Here is a 24,836-nt window from a genome sequence, read left to right on the forward strand (position 1 = left end):
AAAAAATAATCCTTACAGAAGGATCGTAACGTTCTGAATACAAGATCGCTCCATTTTACCATGTTTTTCCGAAAGTTCAACGAGAACAACTTTGGTAGAAATAACTTTTTTGATAAAAAAAAAAGAACCAGTGCATGTAGACTGGCTCATTTCTTTCAACAATGGGTATGAACGGGCTGCTTCCCCTTACAATCGTGCAAGAATGCTGCGATTAAGGTCTGCGATAGAATTGCTGCCAGACAGCGCCATCGCAACGTCAAATTCATGGATAAGTGTATCTAACACACTCGCTACGCCTTGCTCGCCGGCAACAGCCAGTCCATACAAGAATGGGCGACCAATCAGGATGGCATTCGCCCCTAAAGCAATCGCTTTAACGACATCTGCTCCTGTACGCACGCCACTGTCGAGCAAGACCGGTATTTTTCCAGCTACCACCTCGGCAATTGCCGGCAACGCATCCAGCGTAGAAATAGCCCCATCCATCTGCCTCCCACCGTGATTGGAGACGATGATTCCATCTACACCATGCTCTAGGGCAAGGCGCGCATCATCCGGATGCAAAATGCCTTTTACCAAAATCGGCAGACGGGTATGCTCACGCAAAAAGGCGATATCGTTCCAATTCAGCGCTGGATGATAAATGTTTTTCAACACTTCCTCCACTGCATTCTCCGGCGTTACCTCAGGGAGTCGCGAGCAAAATACAGGGTCTGTCAAGTAATTCGCCAGTCCTTTTCCTTCGCGCAGTGGCGAATACCCGTTGCGGAAGTCTCTGCGCTTCCACCCTAGCATGACGGTATCTACCGTGAGGACAATAGCAGAATAGCCTGACTTTTCCGCTCGTCTGACCATGCTCGCAGAAACCTCTCGATCGTTCGACCAATAGAGCTGGAACCAGCGATAGGCATCGCCCATCACTTCAGCAATCTGCTCGAGTGAGTGGGCGGAAACTGTACTGGCTACGAACGGCACTCCAGCTGCTGCTGCCGCCTTTGCAGACGCCAGCTCTCCATCGGGATGTGAAATCGTCTGCATGCCTACAGGTGCCAAAAAGATCGGTGTGCGCAACGCTTGATTGTACATCGAAATACCAAGCGTACGATTCGTCACATCCCGCATCATCCGCGGAATGATTGCCCAACGGGAAAAAGCTGTCCGGTTTTCTACCAGTGTTTCCTCTGCCCCTGATCCCCCGGCAACATAATCAAATGGCCCATCCGGCAAAACCTCTCGCGCCTTTTTCTCCCAATCCTCAATAGAAATCGGCAATGCCTGCGTGTCCTTGTTCACACGGGTAAATAAGAGTGAATCCTCATTTGTTTTCGTCATCTGGTTTGCTTCCTTTCTGCGACGTCTTTCATCTTTTTTATCTCAATTCACACAAATTCGCAATAGTCTTAATCTAAACGCTATTATCGAGCTTGTCCACTTTCACACACGCCTTTTTCAAGGCTACTTTTTCTTTTTGCACTTTCGAGCTGCGCGACGGACCCGTTTCTTTTCTTTCACTGTCTTCATTCCAGCGGCTCCTGAACCCACCCATGTATTCGTTTGGCTATTTTCATTGATGACCTTTACTACGTTGCCGCTATTGTTTCCACCCGAACCGGAAAACGATTTGATTACACTTTTCGGAGAGTTGTTTGCCGTATCGCCAAAGTTGATATTCCCGACATTATTGGTAATGGTCACCTTGCCTATAAAAGTTGGCAAAACTCCTCCCTCCCCTTGCGTAATCGCTTATTCCCATCCTATTCGAACGGTTTTGCGCCCGCTTGGACGATAGTCGAGGGCATTTGTCCGATGAGTCTTAGCAAAAAAAATCTCCACGAGTAGACAAAAATCTACGCGAGGAGAAAGAACATCTTATTGCGCTGTATAACCGCCATCAACCAGCAGGCTTGTCCCAGTGACGAAGGAGGCATCGTCGCTGGCAAGGAACAGAACGGCCTTAGCGACTTCTTCCGGTTTACCCAAGCGTCCCATCGGATGTAACCCGATCAAGTGCTCATTCAAAGCCTCATTGCGCCCAGCAATCAGTGGTGTATCAATATAGCCTGGGCAGACCGCATTTACGCGAATCCCTTGCTTGGCATACGTAAGTCCCAGTGTCTGGGTCAGGAGCTTCACGCCACCTTTGGCGGAAGAGTAAGCTGTCACACCTGCTTTTCCGGCATGGCTATGGATCGAGCCGCAGTTGACAATCGCGCCGCCAGTCCCCTGTGCCAGCATTTGCTCGATGACATATTTATCGCACAAGAATACGCCAGTCAGATTGATATCAATCGTTCTTTGCCAGTCATCCAAGCTCAACAGATGACCAGGTGCGTCTTTCGCGATACCCGCATTGGCAAACAAAATATCTACCTTTCCGTACTTTACTACAGTGGCGCTCACCATATTTTTTACTTCATCTTCTTTCGTTACGTCCGTTTTCACGAACAACGCATCGAAGCCCGCTAGATTCAGCTCTTCCGCCAATTCATTTCCACGTGGGGAGAAGTCAGCAATCACGACTTTCGCCCCTTCTTTTGCGAAGAGACGGACGGTCGTTTCTCCGATTCCACTTGCTCCACCTGTTACGATCGCTACTTTCCCTTCGAGTCTCGCCATGGTAAACGCCTCCATCTATTATGTCTCTTGTAACTGATCTCTTGCCTTGCTTTCATTATAGGACTCTTTTATATTTAAAAATATGTAAACATACTTACCTTTCCTTAAGTACCACTAAAGGATGTGATCTTACCAAATGCATCTGGAACAACTGGAATATATCGTAGAAATAGCGAAGGCAGGCTCCTTGACCAAAGCCGCTCAGAACAAGCATATCACCCTCTCCGCCATCAGCCAGTCGCTCTCCAGTTTGGAAGCTGAGCTGGGCGTTACTCTTTTTTCACGTTCGCGTCTCGGAGCTGTACCGACCTCTGAAGGACGCATCATCATCAAAAAAGCGTTTGAAGCATTGGGAAAGATCCAGGAGATTTGGGAAGAAGCACAAAACTATACGAACACGTTGAGCGGAGAGCTCAGACTGGCGACCATTCCCGGTCCCATGAATCTTCTGGTCGATGCCGTCGCGAGCTTTAAAAAAGATTATCCTTACATCCGTACCGAAATTGCCGAAAAAGGCACACAGGAAATATTAGAGGATATTCTCCAGGACAAGCTGGACATTGGTCTGGTCATTATCCATGAGAATCTTCTCAAAAAGAGCGAAGGCCTCGGCTTGGTGTTCGAACAGTTGCTAGAGGGAAAAATGGTCGTTGGTGTAGGCAAAAACTCGTCACTTGCCTACCAGGATTCCGTCACACCTGAAGAGCTTCGCAAGCACTCCTTCGTCCTGTACAACGACGACTACGTCAAATGGTTCGTAGAGGATTTTGCCGCGACTTACGGTCCTGTCGACATTTTGTTTACGTCGAACAACACAGAAGCGCTCCGCAATGCAATCCGGCAAAATCTCGCGGTAACCATCGGGCTGGACTATTCTTTTGTTCATGAGCCTCATTTGCAAGACTCCGATTCAATTACGCTTGATTTGGATATTCCTTATCAACAACCCGTCTATTATGGGTGGGTACGCTCGGAGGAACGGCATTATTCCCGTATTTCCATGAACTTCATTAATCGACTCCAATACGATTTGAAAAGCAAGAAATACCCACCCACTCCTTAGCAGAAAAAAGCTGCCGCTTCATTTTCGCGGACAGCCTTTTTCAAATCGTTCTTACTGCGCTGGAGCAAAGAAGGTTTGTTTATCGTTCCCGTTCATAATCAGAGCTGATCTGGCCTTCACCACTTGCCCCTCGTACGTGAAATCTTGCTCAGAGAAGTTGGCGATCACTTGCAGATCCTCCCCATAAACCGACTTCTGCACGAGCCTGTCCTCGGACAAGACGCGATAATCGGTCATTTCTTGCTGCACCGCTTTTTTATGGAAAGGAGACCATACCTTCAAATAGTTCGTGATTAATGGTTGGTTTTCATCCCACATCTTTTTATCCAAATGATAGAGTGGCGGTACATTGTAAAGCAGCTCCTTAAGCATACGGGTGCCGACTTCATCCTTTATCTTCAGACTGCCCCACTCCCAGTGATGGCTCGTGATCACTGCATTGTTGTACACGAGCTTGTACAGTGGCAAAGAATAGGCAGGATCAATGTATACATGACGATACTCTTCCTTGATCGGAACCTGTTTGGCGTATCGTTCTGGGACCTCTCCCGCCGGGGACCAGTAGCCTCCTACATAATACGGGCTTTGCTTGTTTTTTCGCATGTCTGGATCGGCCCATTTGATGACAGGCGTCTCAATGCCATGGGCATAGGCGATACTCTGACTGGCGAAATCATTTCCAGTTTCAGACCCGATAACCAACTTCTTTTCATCGCGAATGTAGTCCATACGCGCAAGCTTTGCCTTCATATCCTCTGCCTCAGTCGTCGTGTGCTGTGGCGAATAATCATCGTTGAAATCTCCTGCTGCATCCACATCAATAAACCACGAATTAAAGGCAACATCGTTACTCATGATTTCATCCATGCGCTGTTTGACACTCGGCAGTGATAGAGTCGGATTCAGCAATCTCCCCTGTTGGAGAAAACCAGCTTTCTTCTCTCCATTTTTCTTTGAAATCGTTGCGTTCTCGTACAAGCTCTTATCCTTGAAAATAGCTGTGTTCCAATCGGGATTTTCCTCCTGATGAATCGAATGGTAGGAATCGTAGCTGGCGATCAAATAGCCTGTCTCATTCGCCTTTTGAATGAACGCTGGCTTCATATAGGCTGCTGTCCAATCAGGCAAACCGATCCATGCCCGATCAATCCCCGCCGCTTTCATTTCTTTCAAGAGATCAGTAGAGTCGGCATTCCCCCACTGTTCCACAGGTGGAACGACATCTTGGAGCACACTTTTCAGCACCTTTTTGTTCATGTCATACAGCTGTGATTCTGTCAACGTGTCGATCCCTTTTCCAAACGATCTTTTTACCTCTTCATCGACATGTGGAAATTGCTGCGGAGTGTAAAACTCACGGGAACGCAAAGCATAATTCAACCCGCTGAGGAGTGCTTTCTTTTGATAATCCGCGACGTAATCCTGCTTCTGAATCTCGCGGAATTGCTGGATGCTCTCTTTTCCGTCCACTTCATTGGAAGCCAAGATTTCCTCAAGTGCCCTGATGAAGCTCGCGTTCAGTTTCGTTTTCAGTGCATTCCATTTCACATCGTTGACCGATAAGAAGCTCTTGTTCCACAAATAGAAATGAGGAGCGCCGTAAAGCTTTTCAATATTCGGATTGGCTTTTGCTTTTTCAGCCAGGGTCAGCAGTCCTCCCTGCTCCTTGACATATTGCTTGTAAACACCTGCTACACTAACCGGATCGTTCTCTGTGACATACAAGCGGAACCCGTAGGTCTTGTCCGGATTAATCGTGGGGAACTCGTGCGAAAACGTAAACCCAATCGTCGGATCAACGACAAAATCGACGGTGTTGTTAAACAAATTGTCCACGACGTACATCAGCGTATACTTGGTCTTGTTCACAGCAAAAAAGCGCATGGAAAAAGACTCAGCAAAGCTAAGACTCTCTTCTTTTAAAAAGGACTGCCACTTGCTGTCAGCCGCAGGAATCCATTTCCCTTCTCCCAAGGGCACCATGTAGCTTGCTCCTTTAACTGTCGGCCAGGAAAAGCTCTCTGTTCCTGTGGAAGCCAGAGTGATTTGCAAATGATCCTCTTTCTTTTTGATCGAGACATCCAGCTGATCGTCTGGGTAGCTCCAAGCAATCTCTTGTTCACCTTTTTGTACATTCGTTACCTTGCGCGCAGGCATCGGCTCCGAAGCGCTTTCCTTCACTCCGTCTCTCTCGACGAATAATTCGAAGGTATCTGGATTCGCATCAAAAGTAAATTCTGAGTGCTGCTTCGACTGCACTTGTTCGGTAGCCTTGTTGCTCTCACAGCCAACTACGACTTGGAGCAGGAGCACAAATGCTATGAGGAAAATCGGTGATCGTTTCATAAAAACCCTCCTAAATAATCGATTCACTATGTATATCGCATTACGATGTACATATGCAAAAAAAATGGCTAAAGCCTTTGCCAAGGCCGCCTTACAATCGTGCGACCCCGGTCACTCAAAAAGCTTTTACAAATTTTGACCCGCTAAAAAGAGGAGGCAGACAGATCGTCATCAAATTTGTTATTGTTCCGTCGCTTACGGATCAGCGCCGCCCCTACTCGAAACATCCCATAGCCAATTAAACCGCCGAGTACGTTTAGCAGCAAATCATCAACATCAAAGCTGCCTAACGAAAACAATAGCTGCAAGGTTTCGATGATGAGACTGGCCGAAAGCGTGAGAAAAAACACGCGGTGCACGCTTTGAAAGGACATAAATATCAACGGCAGCAACAGCCCGAGCGGAACAAACAACATGACATTGCCAATCAGGTTATAGATGACAGTGCCAAAGCTGTAATTGTCATAATGATAAACGTAATCCACCAAGGTTTGAAATGGTTTCGTATTTTGGAACAAATGCGTATATTGCGGGACGCCGTATTCCAGCATCCTTTGCTTCCATTCCACGGTAAAAGCTCTGCGTCGGAAGCGATCCGGTGACAATAACAAGAGATAACTAGAGATAGCTACATACAAGAAAAACAAGGTCATGACCCATTTACGGATGTATTTATCAATGAGCGGCATGGACTCAGACAGTTGCCGACTGATTGCTTTCGTCAAACCAAATCGTTGAATGGTCAGTAAAACGGCTTCCTGTTCTTCATAGCCTTCTTCGACCAGCTCACTTTTCATGCTGTTCAAATGATCCATCAGCTCATCTTTGACATCCTGCTTTTCCCATTTCGAGCATGGCAAGCGACTGACAACCTGTTCTGCATATTGTTCGAGCTTCATTCGTTACTCACTTCCCTCATTGCAAAGCAAAATGAGTCTACTCAAGCTCTGCCAATCCTTCATCTTGTCTTGCAGAAGCCCTTGGCCTGTCTTGGTAATCCGATAATATTTGCGGCGTCCGCCTTCGTTGGCTTCCCCCCAGTAAGACTCCACTGCCTTTTGCGTCTCCAGTCTCTTAAGAGCAGGATATAATGTGCCTTCACCGATTTCATACAGCTCATCGCTTTTATCGCGAATCTTCTTGGCCAACTCATAGCCGTACTGATCTTTTTGTGCGATCAGCGAGAGAAGCAATAGATCAATGCTTCCTTTCAACAACTCCTTGTTCACAAAAGCATCTCCTCCCCGTGATATGCCTAGAGATTATCACACTATACCTCGTAATACAAGGTATTTTATCAAGGGAATTTTCGAATTGCACTTTTGGTGCTATGTAATTATTGACAATTATAAAATAGGTAATATAGACTATATTCGACAACGTTTTTCATGAGTCTACATACTTTCGGATGATCATTCCTTTCTACACTCAACCAGATGATAGGCCCATAGAACGAAGCAAAAAGAAGATTTTCACTTTTTTGGAGCAGGTTACTTTTCATTCGTGACTTCATTCTCTCTAACAGGAGGCACTTACATGCTTGCCCACTTTCCAATGATTGTTCTGAATACGGTTCTCTTAGCCTATTTTGCAATCGGTGTGCTATTTTTGTATTCCGAATCCAAATTTTTGCGTAAAATAAAGACTCGTAGAAATAGATAAGCCGATAAAGGAGTTTTCACGTACATTGAGATCTTTTTTCCGCCAATTTCTGCCACGTCAGAATCAACCTCAAGAAATTACCTACAAGGAACTGGATTCGAAATTGATCAAAGCTGCACGCTACGATCTGGCCACAAGCCACCTCTACATCCGTTTTCACGATGGACGCGAGCTCGTTTACTGTCGGGTCACTCCTTACGCTTACAATGCGTTTTTAAATGCTGACTCGTTCAGCGATCATTTTCATTCGTTCATCAGCCAACGGTACTTGAACTATCAGGTGATGTAGCCTGCTATACAAAATGCCCTCAGTCTGTCTTCTCGACACTGAGGGCATTTGTTGTTGATCTTCTCTATTTTAACGCGCGATGCAAAAAAGATTTCGTCCGCTCAAATTTAGCGTTTGTAAACAATTGCTCCGGTGTCCCAGACTCTACGAATTCCCCTTTGTCCATAAACATGATTTGGTTCGCCACCTCGCGTGCGAATCCCATCTCATGCGTCACTACCATCATCGTCATATGCTCCTGGGCAAGCTGCTTGATGACTTGCAGGACCTCACCCGTCAGTTCGGGATCGAGTGCAGACGTAGGCTCGTCAAACAACAAGATTTGCGGGTTCATCATCAGTGCTCTGGCGATCGCTACACGCTGCTTCTGTCCGCCTGAGAGCTTCGCTGGATACGCGTCTGCCTTATCAGACAGACCGACCTTTTCCAAGAGCTCTGCACTCATTTTCCGGATGTCTGAAGACGCCTCACCTTTGACTACACGTGGTGCGATCTCCAGATTTTCCTTCACCGTTAGATGAGGGAACAGATTAAAATGCTGGAAGACCATGCCCATTCTCGACGTGATCTGCTTGATTTCCTGGTTACCGGCATAGACGCCGTCCTTCACCAAATAATCATCCTGCACACGAATGCTACCACCATTCACCTGCTCGAGGTTGACCAAGCTGCGCAGCATCGTGCTTTTACCGGAGCCAGAAGGCCCGATTACTGCCACGACTTCGTTCTTTTTCACCGAAAACGAGACATCTCGCAAAACTTCCTGATTGCCAAACGATTTCTTTAGATTCGATACTTGAATGATATCCATATTGCGCCAGCCCTTTATTCGAATTTGAACCTTTTTTCCAGCCACTTAAAGAATAACGTCAACAATAGCGTCATCAACAAATAAATGATTCCGGCAATAAAAAACGGAACGATGGTAAAGTCACGATTCACAGCCGTTTGTGCAAAGTGAAGCAATTCTGGAACGGCAACTGCATAGAGCAGCGCTGTGTCTTTTACAAGGGTAATTGATTCATTTGCGACGGCAGGTAAAGCCACGCGAAACATTTGCGGCAAAATAATCTTGTTGGTTGTCTGCCATTTGCTAAAGCCGAGTACCTGCGCCGCTTCGTACTGTCCTTTGTCGATCGACAGCAGTCCTCCACGGAAAATCTCCGCGAAATACGCTGCGTAATTCAGCACGAAACCGACACATGCAGCGACGAACCGATCCATCACCAAATAATCTCCCACTACGGGCAAGAGAGGCAGCCCGAAGCAAATAAACAACAGCTGCAATAAGAGAGGCGTCCCACGCATCACATATACATACGTATGCGCGAGCCAGGCCAGCGCCTTATTACTGCTCTTTGCCAGTAAGGTGATCAGAAAACCTAATGGAATGGAAAGCAGAATGGCGATGAGAAACAACAGCACCGTCATCTGCGCCCCTTCTAGCATGGGCTTCGTAATGGAGAGAATGTAGTCTACGCTCATCTTGGTATGCTCCTAATCCTGAAAATAAAAGCGTGGCTTCGCCAATCATGCGGCGAAGCCATCGCTGTTCTGCTTATTTCAATACACGATTTTCGCCGAACCATTTTTCCGATATTTTTGCAGCTGTACCATCCTGATTCATTGCATCCAGTGCTTTTTGCAGCTCTTTTTGCAATGCCTCGTTGCCTTTTTTGACGCCAATTCCATATTCCTCAGGAGACAGCGATTCTTCTAACTGCTTAAATGCTCCCGGCTCTTTTGCCATATAGTAATCGGCCACAATCTGGTCGATGACGACTGCTTCTACACGACCGATCTTCAAATCACTCAGTGCCAGTACGTTATCAGGGAACTCGGTAATCGATTGGACCTGATTTTTGATATCACTCGCATTAATCGCGTCAGCTGCGGAAGACAGCTTTTGCAAACCAATTGCTTTACCAGCCAAGTCTGACAGCTTGGTCAAGTTGCTATTTGCCTTCGTGACCACTACTTGTGCGTTTTTCAGATAAGGCTTGGTAAAGAGAACCTTCCCTTTTCTCTCATCTGTAATCGTATATCCATTCCAGATCAAGTCAATACGACCACTGTTTAGTTCAGACTCTTTTGCACTCCAGTCGATTGTTTGAAACTCAACTTGTTTTCCCATTTTTTCGCCAGCTGCACGTGCATAATCAATATCAAAACCGACTAGCTCATTTTTCTCATCCCGGAAACCCATCGGTGCAAACTTATCATCAATTCCGATAATCAGCTTATTTGCGTCAGCGCCAGTTTTTGCGCTGGAACAGCCCACTACCAACGAAACCACCGCACCCAACAACAATGACATCCATGCTATTTTCTTCATCGTGATGATCCCCCTCGTTTCCCTGCTCTATATTTTACTCTGATAAAGTGGTAATACGTTAACAAGGTATCATGATAGCATATTAGCAAGGAATAGTCGATACTTTAGTAAACAAAAGCACCTTAGAAATATACGCCAAATAATTGGGGAAAATGCCCGGCTACCTCCAACACGAAAAAGCCCTCCGCATTCAATGGAGAGCTTTTTCGTGTTGGAGCTATATACATCCGCTCCCTATCCTTACGCCTGATTGCACACTTTGATATATGAAACATTTCTCACGTTGATGACAACATCATCATACTGGAGCCATCCGTCGTTTTGATTAGCGACCATTTGAATGATCTCTTCCGGTTCCGTGGATTCGATGCTAATCGTTTCACCGCCTCCGGAAAAGTAGAATTGAATCACTTTTGCTTCCTTCATAATATCCCCTCCTATTCCTTCTAGTTATCGGATGGTTGGAAAATTTTTGTTACGGGTGATTTTTATGTATTCCTTTCAACTCCTGAGCAGCTACGTGCATTCAAACACCAAAAACTTTTTCAGAAGGTTTCTCTTTCATCAAACAGGGGAAAGTACCTTTATATAAAGTAAATTTAGATGGGCAACAGTTCACATTCGATATCCTTGGGGAAGGCAACAAAGCCGAATGGAGCCTACCGAAGTTTTAGACATTCTGCGTACCCTAACCTAACGCCTATGAATGAAGGACTAGTTGATATCACAAATGGTTTTTTGTTCGTCTATACTTTATGAACAATTAGTTTCTTTACCCTACCAAAACTTGACAAAGTATATCTTTTGTCTTATATTTTGCATGATTATGTCCAGCAAAATTCGACACACTTTTACAAGTTTTGCTAATAAATGCAAAAGGCAAAGTCATCGAAAGGTGGCGACGCAAAACCACGGGTCTACAGTCTTTGACCATGATAGCCGGGTTGCCATCATCTTGGAACAATTATTTTGATGTTGGTAGCTTCGGTTGTTCCATTTCGATGGAACGGCCTTTTTTTGTGTTTCGTTTTTTGAAAGGGGGATGAAAGCACTCTCATTTTTGCAACAGAATGGAAAAACATAACTTTTGGGACGTCAAACATACACAACACGGTAATCAGAAAACGATGGAGTGGAGAAGTTATGTACAAACAAGTAGAAACCGTACAAGAGTTAGCTAAATTTCATGAAATCAAAGAAACAGTATGGACAAGCATGGGCTTCGAGATGGAGTACGCGAAAGAAGGCTCCGCACAATTCCTCCTACTTGCCGATGATGGTGAAGCAGGTGGAACATTTGAAATGACGCCCTTTTCCAAATCAAGTGCTTATATAAAATCACTATTTCAGGATGTTGTTACAGAAGATATGAAAGTAATGGAGGTAGACAGTCTCGCTGTTTTGCCAAAATACCGTGGACAACTAGGGCAAAAAGGAATTTGCTTGATGATAGATTACGCTGAAAAGCATGGTTATACCCACGCAATCGGGGTAGCAGATCCAACTTTTTTTAAATTTATTAACACGAAGTATCAAGTAAAGGCGATTCAGACCAAAGATATCGTCTTTTACAAAGGGGCCGATGCCATTCCGACCCTCTTTCATCTAAAAGATGTCTATGACAATAAGCACGATCCGAAATATTCCTGGTACAATTCGTCGTCGTCCAATCAAGTAAAAGTCGAGGTAGGTGGGTAACATGGATAACATTGATCTATTGAGAAGAAGAAACAATTGGGTCGTAATCGTATTCGCAAGTATTATTACAGTTGTTCAGGTCTTAAACCTCTTTCTAGGCGTCTCGTACACATTCGTTTTCACAATACTGGGTATTTTGTATGGCGTGCTGGCACCTTTTACTTACATCTCCAATCGCCCGAGCTTCCGTGAAAAAGCAGCGCCCTTCATGAAGTTCTTCAACTTAGTCGTAATCGGGATCTTCATGTTCATTGTAGTTGGACTGGACCCGCATATGATCAATATCATGACCATTATGTTCTTTGTAGCCGTCATGGGGATTTATCAAGACCGACTCATCAATATTTTAACCATTGTATCGACATTAGGCATTGTCTCTTACTACTTCCTGACACAGAGAGAATTGATTTTCCATTCGACAAGCAATCTTGACCTGATGTACTTCCTGCTCACCTTCTGCTTCGTCTCTATCACGAGCATGATGCATGCTGTATTCAATAACAAACTGCAAGAGGAAAGTGAGCAACAAAAGCAAGAAGCGATTGCCTCGAAGGAATCGTTGCAACGTGTTCTCGATCAAATTAATGAATCTCTCACCTCTATGCAAGACTATCAAGAGAATTTGAACAAGGTAACAGATGGTGTAAATGTTCGCGCTGTCGAAACCGTCGCTTCCCTGCAAGACATTATGGAGTCCTTTACGGTCCAGACTAGCAATACGGATGAGCTGCGTCGGGAAATGAGCTCGACGAATCTGCAAGTTGAGGACATGACCCGCTCTGTTACAGAGATGCATGAGTACGTAGAATCGACCAAAGAAGCCACTAGCGAGAGTGGAAAACGCATTGGCAACATCGGCAATGACTTTGAACGATTCATCACGGACATCCAAGGTACGAACCAGCTGATTCAAGAGCTCAATAAAGAAACCGAATCGATTGGGAAAATCATTCAAACCATTTCCGATATTTCTGCACAAACCAACCTGTTGGCACTCAATGCCACGATTGAAGCGTCTCGGGCAGGTGAACACGGCCGAGGATTTGCTGTCGTAGCAGATGAAGTACGCAAGCTCGCTGAATCCTCCAAGCTATCCTCCGAGTCGATCTCGAGCTTGCTCATGACCATTCGTGAAAAAATGAAGCTCGTATCGGATATGATTTCCGAGTCACAGACGTCTTTTGAGAAAAATAGCGAGGGCATCCTCGAAGTACAAGAAATGTTCACCAATGTAGACAACTACATGCAAAACTTCGCAGATAAAACGAAGAACCTGCAAGAGTTCATCGTCCATGTTCACAGCATGATTCAGGAAGTTGGCGCAAAAGTAGAAGTCAACGCCGATATTACCGACAAGAACAAAGAGAGCCTGGAAGAAGTGCTTGTTCTCGTTTCTGAGCAAAAAGACGAAGTCGTTAAGGTTTCTGGCGGCTTTGAGAAAATCGAACAGCAAATGCGTGGTCTCCATATGTAGCCTTCCTGCAACCGCCTTTTCAATGGCGGTTGTTTTCTTTTTTCATTTTATAACTGAATGGATATATAATAAGAATATTCTGATATAAATTACTCGAAAGGAGGCACATCATTGATGGATGCACGAATCGAAACCAAAACGATTCAGACCGATCGATTGCTCGTTTCTTACCTGACAGCGGGCGTACCGGAAGGAGAACCGCTCCTTCTCATCCACGGCAATGCGTCAGCTAACTTATTCTGGGATGATACCATTGCGGCGCTATGTGACCAGTACCGTGTATATGCACCTGATATGCGAGGCTATGGAGCAAGTGAAGCATTGCCCATTGATGCGACACGCGGTTTGCGAGACTGGTCGGATGACCTTCATTCGTTTATTCGGGCATTGGACTTGCCAACACCTGTCCATCTTGCCGGCTGGTCGTTGGGTGGCGGGATCGCGATGCAGTTTGCCATCGATCACCCGCAGGAAGTCCGCTCTCTGATTCTCATCGCCCCTATGTCCCCTTACGGCTTTGGTGGAACCAAGGATATAGCTGGCACCCCGTGCTTCAGCAGCTTCTCGGGCTCAGGTGGAGGAGCCGTCAACTCCGAGCTGGTCAAAAGGATTGCAGCCAAGGATATGAGCAATGAATCTCCCTCCAGTCCTCGCAATGTCATGAATCAGCTTTATTTCAAGCCCCCATTCCAAGTTGGTCCAGAGCAGGAAGACCGTTATGTGCGCGCCATACTCTCTACGAGAACGGGAGAGGACTTTTACCCCGGTACCTTTGAATACGTAAACGACTGGCCCGGCGTTGCTCCTGGAACGACAGGAATTACGAATGCGATTTCTCCCAAATACGTAAATTTGTCCGGTATTGTCCAGATGGAGCCGAAGTGTCCGATTTTATGGATTCGCGGTGCAGATGATGCCATTGTCTCGGATCAGTCGCTGGCTGATTTCGGTACGCTGGGCAAGCTTGGCTATGTCCCCGGCTGGCCGGGGGAAGACGAATATCCCCCGCAGCCGATGGTCTCCCAAATTCGTGACGTGCTTGAACAATATCAGCGCGCTGGTGGTTTCTATCAGGAGATTGTCATGGAAAATGTGGGGCACGCTCCACATATCGAGAAAGCAGAGGAGTTTATCGAGCTCATTCGAAAAACCGTCAGGGCATGACTCTGACGGTTTTATTTTGCGATCATCTCATTAGCTCTCCACGCTACTGATTATGACGTGCCCCTCATGTCGCCAACGTTCTGTCATCTGTTCAACAGGCTTCCCACGTAGCGCAGCAGCCTCATTTGCGCTATGGCAACCAGCTTCTTCTCGATAGCTTCCCGCAGACGATCATGCGTGCTGTAGTCAAAACGCTTCCCTTTACGTGCATAGGCCGAGATACGGATGAGAATTTCTTCACGGAAGGCCCGCTTGGCATTTTCCGAGATGCCGATTTGCTCCTCGATGGAACGCATCAGGCGCTCATCTGGATCCATGTCCTCACCTGTAACGGGGTTACGGATTCACTGATAATTACTAATTACTGTAAGTGTCCTTGACAAGGAGGACAGATCATTTCTGCCCATGAATCAATTGAACTAACGTTTCCCGTTAGTTGAACCAATGAGCTTTTAAGTTCCCGATGGGATATCTACGAATCCAACGTATTTGTTTGGTTCAACTTATTTTTTTACGCGTATAAAATAGACATGATAGGTTGGATAATGAGTCACCTTTCTCACCCAGCTCCTCTCACATTTTTGTTGATGCCTCTTTTGTACATAGGCTATACGGTTTTATTCTCATTCTGTAAATGAAAAACATTCCTTGTTGCTTCTATGAAAGATAACATGATTGGTGAAAGCCACTTGTCTTTATGCCACAACATCTGTGTGTACACCTGCAAATCCGGAATTTGCCATGGAAGGACAACAAGTTCTCCGCGTTCAATTTCAGCTTCCACGACGATTTCAGGAAGAAAAGCAATACCGATTCCAGAAATTGCACATTTTTTAATTGCTTCAGCACTTTGAAACTCCAGATACGTGATGCTATCAATGCCTTCTTTCTCAAAAGATCGGTCAAACATCGTTCGATATGGACAACCCTTTTCATTGGTCAAGAACACTTCTTCATGAAAATCTTCCAACTTTAGCACAGTTCGCTTAGCAAGTGGATGATCTGGAGCAGCCAACAAACGGAAATTCTCTTCTACGAGCGGTTCCACGACAAGTCCACTTGAGCAAATAGGTTCATCCAGCATATAAACGATATCCGTCGTTCCCTCGAATAACGTTTGCTTAAGCTCTTGATTCGGAACTGAGCGAAAGATCAGGCGAACACCAGGATGTTGCGAACGAAACCGTTGGAAGACAGGAGGAAGCCGATAGGAGCAAATAACTTCATTCGCACTTATCGTTAGAGTACCACTTAGTTTTTCATTATCATGGACAACACTGCGAGCTTCGTCCAATTTTTCAAGAACACCTTGGGCATGCGTTAAAAAGCGTTTGCCCGCAGTTGTGAGCGCGAGTTGCTTGCCCAACCGATCAAAGAGGCGGACACCCAGCTCCTCTTCCAATGCTTTGATTTGCATCGTGACGTTGGAAGGAACGTAGCTCAGCACCTCTGCTGCCCGCGTGAAATTCAATGTTGTAGCAACCGTGCAAAACGTATTCAGTTGGCGCAATTCCATCGGAGGCCCCCCTTTCTTCTTTCAATTATATTGAATGCTATCTTAAATTCTATTCACTTTTATTGAGAGTATCACGACTCTATACTGAGTACAAGAGATCACAGTGAACATGTGGTTTTTCATTTTGAAGGGAGCGACCATACGATGGATTATGAAATTTTTAATTTGGGTGATGTACTTTTACAATCAGGAGTGACGTTACCCAATGCTTTTCTTGCTTATAAAACATACGGAAAATTAAATGAACAGAAAGATAATGTGATTGTCTATCCAACGGCGTTTGGAGATCAGCATGTTCAGAATGAATGGCTCATTGGCAGCGGAATGGCACTTGATCCAGAGAAATATTTTATTATCGTTCCAAATTTGCTTGGTAATGGACTTTCATCCTCTCCCAGCAACACGCCGCATCCATTCGAGCGGGCTAACTTTCCACAGGTAACTATCTATGACAACGTACGATTCCAGCATCAACTACTGACCGAAAAATTCGGCATTCAGAAGATTGCTCTCGTCGTCGGATGGTCCATGGGCGGCATTCAGGCATTTCAATGGGGGGCAAGTTACCCGGAGATGGTCGAACGGATTGCACCTTTCGGAGGTATCGCCAAACCTTGGCCTCACACATATGTAGTGCTGGAAGGTGTAAAATCCTCACTGCTATCTGCAGTCGGCTTCGACTCAAGTAAACTAAACCAGTTGACTTCTGCAGACATGCGCGCCGTTGGTCGGGTGTATGCGGGATGGGGATTATCACATGCGTTTTATCGAGAGGAGCTTTATCGTGAGATGGGATTTGACTCATTGGAGGATTTTGTTGCTGGTGTCTGGGAAAATAGCTTTATGAATATGGATCCACATAACGTCCTAGCCATGTTATGGACAGGCCAGCATGCAGACATTAGTGCCAACTCTTCCTATAACGGAGATTTTGATAAGGCACTTAAAAGCATAAAGGCATTTGCTTGCATTATGCCGGGAAGTACCGATCTCTTCTGCACAGCGGACGATAATGCATATGAAGCTGCACGTATCCCTAATGCTAGTCTTAACCCGATCCAGTCAATCTGGGGTCACTTTGCCGGCCGCGGTATCAACAGTGCCGATAATCAATTCATCGATGACAATCTGAAGCACTTGTTGTCACTTAGCGCTAACGAATAGAACGTCATCAACCTAACGAATCGTATTTGAGGTCACCAGAATGTACTGGTTTGACCTCTTTTTTCTTTGGTCGTACTTGCTTTCACGAATTCTGCGAACGCTGAAATTCTAGTTTTTATCCACATTGAATGATGCTAGGTTTAGTAAACAAAAGAAACTGTAGCGTGTCTTAAATCTTGAAAATCATACTTATTATTTTTTTCGTTCTCATACCTGTAGTATGTTCAATAAATTCAATTAACCTGCCCGTTAGCTTAACGAAAAGACAGCCGACTAATTAGTCGGCTGTCTTTTGCTAGGGTTAACATTCTTATGTATTTCACTGGAACTCTCGAAAAACTTAAGTTTCCAGTTGCGTTGAAAAAGAACATAAAGATCTTGATATGGCCAATGTACACCACATTATAAATGGAAAGATATTTATGCCGGATTGAGATATTTAAAATGTTATACATCTTATCTACTGATTATATTTGTTATGCCCTTAAACACATTTTGTTGACATTTAATAAAAAAATCCATCTCCAGGAATAATACATCGTTTACGAGTGAAAAGATTCCGGAATGCTGGCTTTTCGGTTATTGTTTCTGCTCTAGCGTTAATCATCTTGTAACCGACCTTTTCATCTTCAGCCCAATTTGGTACAAGGCCCCACTTGAGCTTCCCGATCCGTCTTTTTTCCTTTGTCCTCTATAATTACCGGGATATGTTGTCCAGGTGAGACATTTTTTATTAAATGTCAACAAAATCGTACTGAGTATTGATTTATTCGAGGCTTACACTAAGAATACCTTGTTGTAAGGAAGTGATTGTCTTGGAAAAAACAAATAATAATACAAAAGCTGCTGACTCTGAAGACACTATAAAGAAGCGATTGTTGTTGGTGAATCATATCACTTCTGGTTGGATACAGAGGAAGATGTATATGATCAAAAGTTCGGAAAAAAGAGTGTTAAACGTACTATGATATAAATGGTTATATCATTTATCGTTTTTACTGTTCACTGATCCCGGTTTTTTACCGTAAGGTCAACTTCAATTTTGTTCGACTGTGGTTTGATTTAATGCTGCTCTGAGTCCACGAGCCAACTTTTCAGGGTCATCCACTGCCCAGAAATGTAGGAAGAATAGTCGAGGAGATTCATCTAACATGTGATTATGTATAGCTGTTACGGTAATCCCATTTTTCGTTAACTCACGAATAACTGGATTCACTTCGTTTGATAAAAGAACAAAATCACCAGTTGTTGCCGCCTTGTCTCCAATCATTTGAAAGTTTATGGGCATCGCGGTACCCATAGCCGGTGGAATTCGTACACCCTTTTCCGTAATTTATTCTGGCCGTGGTATAGAGAATTGAAACACCTTTCCTTTTTTCTCACCTTTCCTCCCCATGATGCCCTCAATCTTAGACCAGTTAAAAATAGACGGAGATTTATCAGGTGGCGCAGAGGTTAATGGAGTGCCTGTGAGGGCAAGAACATGCTTCATTTTTTGAGCCAGAGTTACTGGATCATCATGGCCAGCAACGTGCAAATACATGACCTTTGGATTTTCTTCCATGATGTAGTTGTGTAAAGCAGTCACTTCAATTCCTTGCTCCATTAGTATTTTCTCGACAGGCATGACTTCTTTTTCAAGGAGAACAAAATCTCCCATCATCATCGAATGGTTGTCCACTCGTTTAAATGTTAATCTAGTTGCGTGATATCATTCCGTAGCTTTTGGAGTAAGGCGAGCAGCGCCTCTAATTGATGCTGAAGCATTTCACGTATACCGGGCACACCCGCCTGTTTGAATTGAAACCCAGAAGCCTGTGGAAAATCAGTTGGATCAAGAGGGACACCGCCAACAGTCACAATGCGTTCAGCCACAGTGTCAGCGTGTTGCAGTGAATGTGCTCCCCAAGCATCAAAACACTTATGTAGTTCCTTATATTCGCTGCCTCGAACATACCACTGATGTTTCTGCCATAGTTCAAACAACTGAAACAACGTCGCTAAATCCGGATTTAGAATGTCCGTGATTTGTTGGACTTTTGAAGAATCAAATCCAATGGGACTTTTACTTACAATATATTGCTGAGTAGCCATCCATTTTTCCTCCCTTCATTTTCATTCAAGGACAAAGATATTTTGTTTGATGCACTGTGGTTCTATACATTAGTGCCATATACTAACAGCTAACACTGGTGGTAAATATGAGATGGAATGGGAAGCAGACTACTTAAAAGTGACGATGAAAAATGGGTGGAAACTTATCTCAATATTATAAAAATAAAAGATAGAAATAAGCTAGGGTAACGTTTTCCATCCCCTTAATGATGTTTACTGTTATAAATCCTCTGCCTACCTCGCTGGAATGGTTGTTGTTACCGCCTTGGATATAGCAGCGAAAATCGCGCCAGAAGGTAAACAGGCGAGTTCAATTGCAACCGTAGTGATGGGGTTTACTACATCATTAATTATCGGGGTTCCTCTCGGACGCATGATCGCTGAGGCATACGGCTGGAAATCAGTATTCGGTTTCATTGCCATTATGGGTCTTCTTGCCATCTTTGTTCTGTATAAAACCATCCCGCAAGTAAAGGGGGATGCCCCCGTACCTTTAGCCAAGCAACTTGCTCTCCTCAAAAGCAGAAAAGTGGCTCTTGGACTCTCGATCACTTTCTTTTGGCTCGGTGGCTACTCTATAGCGTATACCTACATTTCTCCTTATCTACTCAAGGTTGCGGGCTTAAATGAAGAAGTGCTCAGCGGAGTATTGTTGGCGTTCGGCGTGGCCAGCTTAATTGGTTCCAAATTCGGCGGCTACAGTACGGATAAATGGGGGGTAGCCCCCGCCTTGATTTTACTCACGGTTGCCGTCATATTCACACATTCATGGTTGCCGGTTGTAGCCATCCTTATGCTGTGGTCGTTCGCCGCCTGGTCTACCGGTCCTACACAGCAGTATAATTTGGTACGGATCGAACCCAATTATTCAGGCATTATGCTTAGTCTCAATCAGTCCACGATGCAATTATCGATGGCAGCAGGAGCGGGAATCGGCGGCCTCGCCGTGGATCGGATATCCTTGTCATCCATCCCGTGGTTCGGGACGATCGGTGTGGCAATTGCAGTCGCGGCCTCGTTATTATTATTTTCATGGATAAGACAAGAGGCAAAAAAAGAAGGCATGCCGCAAGAACAGGCTTTGTCAGACTGATTCAGGTGCTACCTCCTAGTCTACAACTTTATTTTCTTTAAACAGCACTAGCTACAAAGGAATCAAAATAACAAACCCTTAATTAAACTTAACAACCTCGATTTCCTGTACGCTAAGGAAATCGAGGTTGTTATTGCATCCAAATCCTTAATGTGGGTATTATGTCATTTGGTTGACGGTACACCGGTTATTAGATGGGGGGTGTAGCCCAAGCGAAGGCGCGGGTAGCAATCTTTGGCTTGGTCTACGAAAAGTTCTGAGATAATTAAACAAATTTAAAACTACTTTGAATACATGTAAACAATGTGACAACCATTGATTTAATAGTGATTGTCACATTGGAGTTAAGGCTTCCGTGTTGCGCATCCGATGTTTTTGTGAATACACTCACATTTTGTTCATCCGACTCATGCAAACAAATACAAGTCAACCGGACGATTTCTCGCCCGGTTGCTTCCATGGACTACCTCACAGCTTCTTTCTTGCCAAAGAAAGTACGCAATGCCTTGTATACCTCGCCCTTTTCCCGAATGACACAATGCATGAATTTCGGCTCCTTGATATGGCGATACGCTGACATAAGGGTGCTGTGCCTATTATACTGATTCACTTCGCCATAGCCGAACATGTTGCATCTCTCCATGAGCTCTTTTACCAGCTTTACGCAGCGCTCATTGTCTGATGTGAGGTTGTCGCCATCGGAAAAATGGAACGGGTAAATGTTGTACTGCGATGTCGGGTAGCGGCTATCGATGATCTCCAACGCTTTTTTGTAAGCAGAGGAGCAGATCGTCCCCCCGCTCTCCCCTTTCGAGAAAAAGGTGTCCTCTGTCACTTCCTTCGCATCCGTATGATGGGCAATGAAGACGATCTCGACCTTTTCATACTTGGTGCGCAGAAACCGTACCATCCAGAAGAAAAAGCTGCGGGCGATATACTTTTCAAACACACCCATACTACCCGACGTATCCATCATCGCAATAATGACGGCATTGGAATGAGGCTTGATGATCTCTTCCCACGTCTTGAAGCGTAGATCATCATCGGTGATCCCCAGCTCCATATCACTGTAGCCTGCCAGCGCATTTCGGCGAATGGCCGCAATCAGCGTACGTTTTTTATCAATGTTACCCATCAAGCCCTTTTTCCTGACATCATTGAACCGAGTCTCTTCCACGACGATTTGTTCCTCGTCTTTTTGTTGAAGGTTCGGCAGCTCTAGCTCGGCGAAAAGCATCTCCTGCAATTCTTCTACGCTGATTTCAGCCTCATAGTAGTCTACACCTGGTTGATCGCCCGCTCCCTGACCCTTTCCTGGCCCTTGCGCCGGATCGCCGTCACGGGCTACGACATCGCCTACTTTACTGTTTCCTTTACCTTGACCGCCATGTTTTCCCTTTTGGAAGTTAAAACGCAATCGGTATTCATCCAGGGAGCGAATAGGGATCTTAATGACTTCCCGACCATTCGACATGATGATGTTTTCTTCGCTGACGAGATCGGGCAGATTTTTTTTGATCGCTTCTTTCACTTTTTCCTGGTGTCGATTTTGGTCCTGGTACCCTTTGCGGTGCAGCGACCAGTCTTCCCGGGAGACAATGAACGATGATTCATCTTTCATGCCGTCTCCTCCTAGCAACTGGCGCAATCTGCGCCGAATATGATTATGACGTGCCCCTCATGTCGCCAACGTTCTGTCATCTGTTCAACAGGCTTCCCACGTAGCGCAGCAGCTCATTTGCGCAAACCGGGCAATATTGATGCTCTTCGATAAGACGCTTGGTGACCTCATTAATTTTCTTGAGCTGATGCTCATCCGGCGTTTTGTTCGAGGTCGTAATCTTGACGACATCCTTCAGATCGGCAAACAGCTTCTTCTCGATAGCTTCCCGTAGACGATCATGCGTGCTGTAGTCAAAACGCTTCCCTTTACGCGCGTAGGCCGAGATACGGATGAGAATTTCTTCACGGAAGGCCCGCTTGGCATTTTCCGAGATGCCGATTTGCTCCTCGATGGAACGCATCAGGCGCTCATCTGGATCCATCTCCTCACCGGTAACGGGGTCACGAATTTTGTTCATATTGCAATAAGCTTCCACATTATCCAAATAGTTATCCATAAGCGTTTTTGCCGACTCTTCATAGCTGTAGACAAACGCCTTCTGCACTTCTTTTTTCGCCAGCTCGTCGTATTCCTTGCGCGCGATCGAGATGAAGTTCATATACCTCTCCCGCTGCTCCTTGGTGATGGACGGATGCTGGTCAAAGCCTTCTTTTAGCGCCCGAAGAATATCAAGCGCATTGATGCACTCCGTGTCGCGACGGATCAGTGCACTAGAGATACGGTTGATAACATAACGCGGATCAATACCGGACATTCCTTCATCGGCATGCTCGTTACGCAGCTCTTCCAGATCGGCTCCCTTGAAGCCTTCCACCGATTCACCGTCATACAGCCGCATCTTTTTCAGCAGATCGGCCCCTTGTTTTTTCGATTCTTTCAAGCGGGTCATAATGGAAAAGACTGCTGCTGATCGGAGCGCATGTGGTGCAATATGCACATGCCCCAAGTCGGATTGCTTAATTAATTTCGCGTATATTTTTTCTTCGTCACTTACACGCAGATTATACGGCATCGGCATGACGATAATCCGAGATTGCAGTGCCTCATTTTTCTTATTTCCAATAAAAGCCTTGTACTCCGATTCGTTCGTGTGCGCAACAATCAGCTCATCTGCAGAAATGAGGGCAAAACGACCTGCCTTGAAGTTTCCTTCCTGTGTCAGCGAAAGGAGATGCCACAAAAATTTCTCGTCGCATTTCAGCATTTCCTGGAATTCCATCAATCCGCGATTGGCTTTGTTCAGCTCCCCATCAAAACGATACGCACGAGGGTCAGACTCAGAGCCGTACTTCGTAATCGTCGAAAAGTCGATGCTCCCCGTCAAATCGGCAATATCCTGTGACTTTGGATCGGAAGGGCTAAATGTACCGATCCCGACACGATTGGCTTCGGAAAACAAAATCCGGCGAACAGGGAAATCCTCTATGCACCCTCCGTATTCAGTCTCCAACCTCATCCGGTTATAGGGCGTCAATTCTCCTTCAATCTTGATGCCTAGCTCTTCTTCTACCTCTGGACGTAGATCGTGCGGGATTAGATGAAGAGGTTCTTCGTGCATCGGGCAACCATCAAGTGCAAAGATCGCTCCGTCTTCCGTTCTGGAATACTCCTCCAGTCCCCGCTTGAGCATCGTCACGAGCGTAGACTTACCGCCACTGACAGGTCCCATTAAGAGCAAGATGCGTTTGCGGACATCCAGACGACGTGCAGCCGAGTGGAAATATTCCTCCACTAGGCGCTCAACAGAACGATCCAATCCGAAGATTTCTCGACTAAAAAATTGATACGAACGTGAGCCGTCCTCGTTCTCTTCAACCCCCGCGCTTTTAATCATGTTGTAGACGCGTGAGTGCGCCGTCTGGGCAATTTGCGGATTTTTACGTACTAGTTGCAAATATTCGGCGAATGTTCCTCTCCACATCAGGTTTTCTTCGCGGGCCCGGTGCTCAGCGATCCGTTTTAAAATGTCCATGTTCGACACTCCTCCCTCTTAAGCCCCTCTCTCTTCCCAACGACAATGTACTCTCATGTATATGTCCGCCTGCGGTCACGCATTCACGTGCAAGCCGTTTTCTCCGGTTGCCAACAGGCTCTTACAGCCTTTACATATGTGTATGCGCGACATCAGCACAAGTTTCAGCAATCTTCCCATAAAAATACGGCACATTGCTTTTTATCGGCTTGGAAGATTACGGAATTGTAAGGTTTAACGAGCGTAGCTGTAAGTTGATTCGATAGTTTGTAATCCCTCTCCCCCTGTAAAATACAATCATAAGCAACATACACGGAAAGCCAATATGGATTGGCGTAAAATAACGGAGGAACGAACATGGACATCCAAACAGAACGCATTCAAGTGAAAAAAGGACTTTATTTGACCGGCATCGCAACCTTGGTAATTCTCTCGGTATTTATTTACCAAGCAGTGACAGGAATGGAACTCGATACAGGAGAAATACTGAGTGTGCCCATTTCGCTTTGTGCCTTCTTGAAACTCGTGAATGACCATCGAAAATTGTCACTTACGTAAGGGAGCAACAGCTTTAAGGCGTTTGCAAAGTGGGCAGGCTACGCTATAATGGGAGTAGTTTGTTTACGAAAGGGGCTGTCAAACGTGGGTACATTTATCGTAGCATTGGTCTTTGGAGCTTTTCTGTTTTTCACTCTGACAGCTGGC

At 45.3% G+C, this 24,836-nt stretch carries 23 protein-coding genes, 3 pseudogenes and 1 riboswitch; of the genes and pseudogenes, 8 read left to right on the forward strand and 18 right to left on the reverse strand.

Translation table 11 applies throughout. The features are described 5' to 3' along the window. Positions 1-186: 186 nt before the first annotated feature. The 3 genes from HP570_RS10430 to HP570_RS10440 form a co-directional block, all read right to left on the reverse strand. The gene (locus HP570_RS10430; RefSeq protein WP_173625677.1) at positions 187-1,332 is read right to left on the reverse strand and encodes an alpha-hydroxy-acid oxidizing protein; all 1,146 of its coding nucleotides are present in this window, start codon (positions 1,330-1,332) and stop codon (positions 187-189) included. Between the two features lie 123 nt (positions 1,333-1,455). Then, entirely contained in the window at positions 1,456-1,716 is a 261-nt protein-coding gene (locus HP570_RS10435) for a spore germination protein (RefSeq protein ID WP_012684827.1), read from the reverse strand. A gap of 153 nt (positions 1,717-1,869) precedes the next feature. Next, entirely contained in the window at positions 1,870-2,616 is a 747-nt protein-coding gene (locus tag HP570_RS10440) for an SDR family NAD(P)-dependent oxidoreductase (RefSeq protein WP_012684826.1), read from the reverse strand. A 136-nt stretch (positions 2,617-2,752) separates the two neighbouring features. Between HP570_RS10440 and HP570_RS10445 the strand changes: the two genes are divergently transcribed. Continuing rightward, positions 2,753-3,679 (forward strand): LysR family transcriptional regulator, encoded by a 927-nt coding sequence (locus HP570_RS10445; RefSeq protein ID WP_012684825.1) that lies wholly within the window; start codon positions 2,753-2,755, stop codon positions 3,677-3,679. Between the two features lie 51 nt (positions 3,680-3,730). Here the strand turns inward: HP570_RS10445 and HP570_RS10450 are convergent, their stop codons facing one another. From HP570_RS10450 to HP570_RS10460, 3 genes are all read right to left on the reverse strand, one after another. Then, positions 3,731-6,025, reverse strand: a complete 2,295-nt coding sequence (locus tag HP570_RS10450; protein ID WP_173625678.1) for a glycoside hydrolase — start codon at positions 6,023-6,025, stop codon at positions 3,731-3,733. A gap of 143 nt (positions 6,026-6,168) precedes the next feature. Continuing rightward, entirely contained in the window at positions 6,169-6,924 is a 756-nt protein-coding gene (locus HP570_RS10455; protein WP_173625679.1) for a VanZ family protein, read from the reverse strand. A 3-nt stretch (positions 6,925-6,927) separates the two neighbouring features. Further along, positions 6,928-7,254, reverse strand: a complete 327-nt coding sequence (locus tag HP570_RS10460; RefSeq protein WP_012684822.1) for a PadR family transcriptional regulator — start codon at positions 7,252-7,254, stop codon at positions 6,928-6,930. A 458-nt stretch (positions 7,255-7,712) separates the two neighbouring features. Here HP570_RS10460 and HP570_RS10465 point away from each other — a divergent pair, with 458 nt between their 5' ends. Continuing rightward, positions 7,713-7,976, forward strand: a complete 264-nt coding sequence (locus HP570_RS10465; RefSeq protein ID WP_012684821.1) for a KTSC domain-containing protein — start codon at positions 7,713-7,715, stop codon at positions 7,974-7,976. Positions 7,977-8,040: 64 nt separating this feature from the next. On the opposite strand, the gene HP570_RS10470 is transcribed toward HP570_RS10465, so the two are convergent. The 4 genes from HP570_RS10470 to HP570_RS10485 form a co-directional block, all read right to left on the reverse strand. Beyond that, positions 8,041-8,787 carry an amino acid ABC transporter ATP-binding protein gene (locus HP570_RS10470; RefSeq protein WP_012684820.1) on the reverse strand — a complete coding sequence of 249 codons (747 nt, stop codon included), beginning with the start codon at positions 8,785-8,787 and terminating at the stop codon, positions 8,041-8,043. Between the two features lie 14 nt (positions 8,788-8,801). Next, positions 8,802-9,461: an amino acid ABC transporter permease gene (locus HP570_RS10475; RefSeq protein ID WP_064201660.1), complete on the reverse strand. Its 660-nt coding sequence runs from the start codon at positions 9,459-9,461 to the stop codon at positions 8,802-8,804. Positions 9,462-9,534: 73 nt separating this feature from the next. Then, positions 9,535-10,311, reverse strand: coding sequence for an amino acid ABC transporter substrate-binding protein (locus tag HP570_RS10480; protein WP_087344137.1), 777 nt, complete (start codon positions 10,309-10,311; stop codon positions 9,535-9,537). Positions 10,312-10,551: 240 nt separating this feature from the next. After that, positions 10,552-10,737 (reverse strand): hypothetical protein, encoded by a 186-nt coding sequence (locus HP570_RS10485; protein WP_012684817.1) that lies wholly within the window; start codon positions 10,735-10,737, stop codon positions 10,552-10,554. A 442-nt stretch (positions 10,738-11,179) separates the two neighbouring features. Next, positions 11,180-11,263: riboswitch (cyclic di-GMP riboswitch) on the forward strand. A 191-nt stretch (positions 11,264-11,454) separates the two neighbouring features. On the opposite strand from HP570_RS10485, the gene HP570_RS10490 reads away from it, so the two are divergent. The 3 genes from HP570_RS10490 (at position 11,455) to HP570_RS10500 (ending at position 14,647) form a co-directional block, all read left to right on the forward strand. After that, positions 11,455-12,009 (forward strand): GNAT family N-acetyltransferase, encoded by a 555-nt coding sequence (locus HP570_RS10490; protein WP_173625680.1) that lies wholly within the window; start codon positions 11,455-11,457, stop codon positions 12,007-12,009. Position 12,010: 1 nt separating this feature from the next. Continuing rightward, positions 12,011-13,483, forward strand: a complete 1,473-nt coding sequence (locus HP570_RS10495) for a methyl-accepting chemotaxis protein (protein ID WP_087344134.1) — start codon at positions 12,011-12,013, stop codon at positions 13,481-13,483. A gap of 114 nt (positions 13,484-13,597) precedes the next feature. After that, entirely contained in the window at positions 13,598-14,647 is a 1,050-nt protein-coding gene (locus HP570_RS10500; RefSeq protein ID WP_173625681.1) for an alpha/beta fold hydrolase, read from the forward strand. A gap of 83 nt (positions 14,648-14,730) precedes the next feature. Here the strand turns inward: HP570_RS10500 and HP570_RS10505 are convergent. Together HP570_RS10505 and HP570_RS10510 are read right to left on the reverse strand one after the other, a co-directional pair. After that, positions 14,731-14,991 (reverse strand): annotated as a pseudogene (locus HP570_RS10505) (protein prkA); the annotation flags it as partial. A gap of 263 nt (positions 14,992-15,254) precedes the next feature. Beyond that, positions 15,255-16,163: a LysR family transcriptional regulator gene (locus tag HP570_RS10510; RefSeq protein WP_173625682.1), complete on the reverse strand. Its 909-nt coding sequence runs from the start codon at positions 16,161-16,163 to the stop codon at positions 15,255-15,257. A 144-nt stretch (positions 16,164-16,307) separates the two neighbouring features. Here HP570_RS10510 and HP570_RS10515 point away from each other — a divergent pair, with 144 nt between their 5' ends. Next, complete coding sequence (locus HP570_RS10515; protein ID WP_173625683.1) at positions 16,308-17,327, forward strand: alpha/beta fold hydrolase; 1,020 nt, start codon at positions 16,308-16,310, stop codon at positions 17,325-17,327. Between the two features lie 511 nt (positions 17,328-17,838). Here the strand turns inward: HP570_RS10515 and HP570_RS10520 are convergent. From HP570_RS10520 to HP570_RS10530, 4 genes and pseudogenes are all read right to left on the reverse strand, one after another. Then, a pseudogene (locus HP570_RS10520) lies at positions 17,839-18,061 on the reverse strand (SOS response-associated peptidase family protein); the annotation flags it as partial. Between the two features lie 302 nt (positions 18,062-18,363). Beyond that, positions 18,364-18,660 carry a DUF1259 domain-containing protein gene (locus tag HP570_RS29580; protein ID WP_309139192.1) on the reverse strand — a complete coding sequence of 99 codons (297 nt, stop codon included), beginning with the start codon at positions 18,658-18,660 and terminating at the stop codon, positions 18,364-18,366. Further along, on the reverse strand, positions 18,661-18,993 hold the full coding sequence (locus HP570_RS29585; RefSeq protein WP_254495167.1) for a DUF1259 domain-containing protein: 333 nt from the start codon (positions 18,991-18,993) through the stop codon (positions 18,661-18,663). A gap of 26 nt (positions 18,994-19,019) precedes the next feature. Beyond that, positions 19,020-19,421: a DNA starvation/stationary phase protection protein gene (locus tag HP570_RS10530; protein WP_173625684.1), complete on the reverse strand. Its 402-nt coding sequence runs from the start codon at positions 19,419-19,421 to the stop codon at positions 19,020-19,022. A 262-nt stretch (positions 19,422-19,683) separates the two neighbouring features. On the opposite strand from HP570_RS10530, the pseudogene HP570_RS10535 reads away from it, so the two are divergent. Next, positions 19,684-20,535: pseudogene (locus HP570_RS10535) on the forward strand (MFS transporter); the annotation flags it as partial. A 463-nt stretch (positions 20,536-20,998) separates the two neighbouring features. Here the strand turns inward: HP570_RS10535 and yhbH are convergent. Together yhbH and HP570_RS10545 are read right to left on the reverse strand one after the other, a co-directional pair. Next, on the reverse strand, positions 20,999-22,156 hold the full coding sequence (gene yhbH / locus HP570_RS10540) for a sporulation protein YhbH (RefSeq protein WP_064201653.1): 1,158 nt from the start codon (positions 22,154-22,156) through the stop codon (positions 20,999-21,001). Between the two features lie 76 nt (positions 22,157-22,232). Next, positions 22,233-24,131 carry a PrkA family serine protein kinase gene (locus tag HP570_RS10545; protein ID WP_142495164.1) on the reverse strand — a complete coding sequence of 633 codons (1,899 nt, stop codon included), beginning with the start codon at positions 24,129-24,131 and terminating at the stop codon, positions 22,233-22,235. Between the two features lie 357 nt (positions 24,132-24,488). Here HP570_RS10545 and HP570_RS10550 point away from each other — a divergent pair, with 357 nt between their 5' ends. Next, positions 24,489-24,689 (forward strand): hypothetical protein, encoded by a 201-nt coding sequence (locus HP570_RS10550; RefSeq protein WP_012684810.1) that lies wholly within the window; start codon positions 24,489-24,491, stop codon positions 24,687-24,689. Positions 24,690-24,836: the final 147 nt, after the last annotated feature.

Source organism: Brevibacillus sp. RS1.1 (assembly GCF_013284365.1).
Classification (GTDB): domain Bacteria; phylum Bacillota; class Bacilli; order Brevibacillales; family Brevibacillaceae; genus Brevibacillus; species Brevibacillus brevis_D.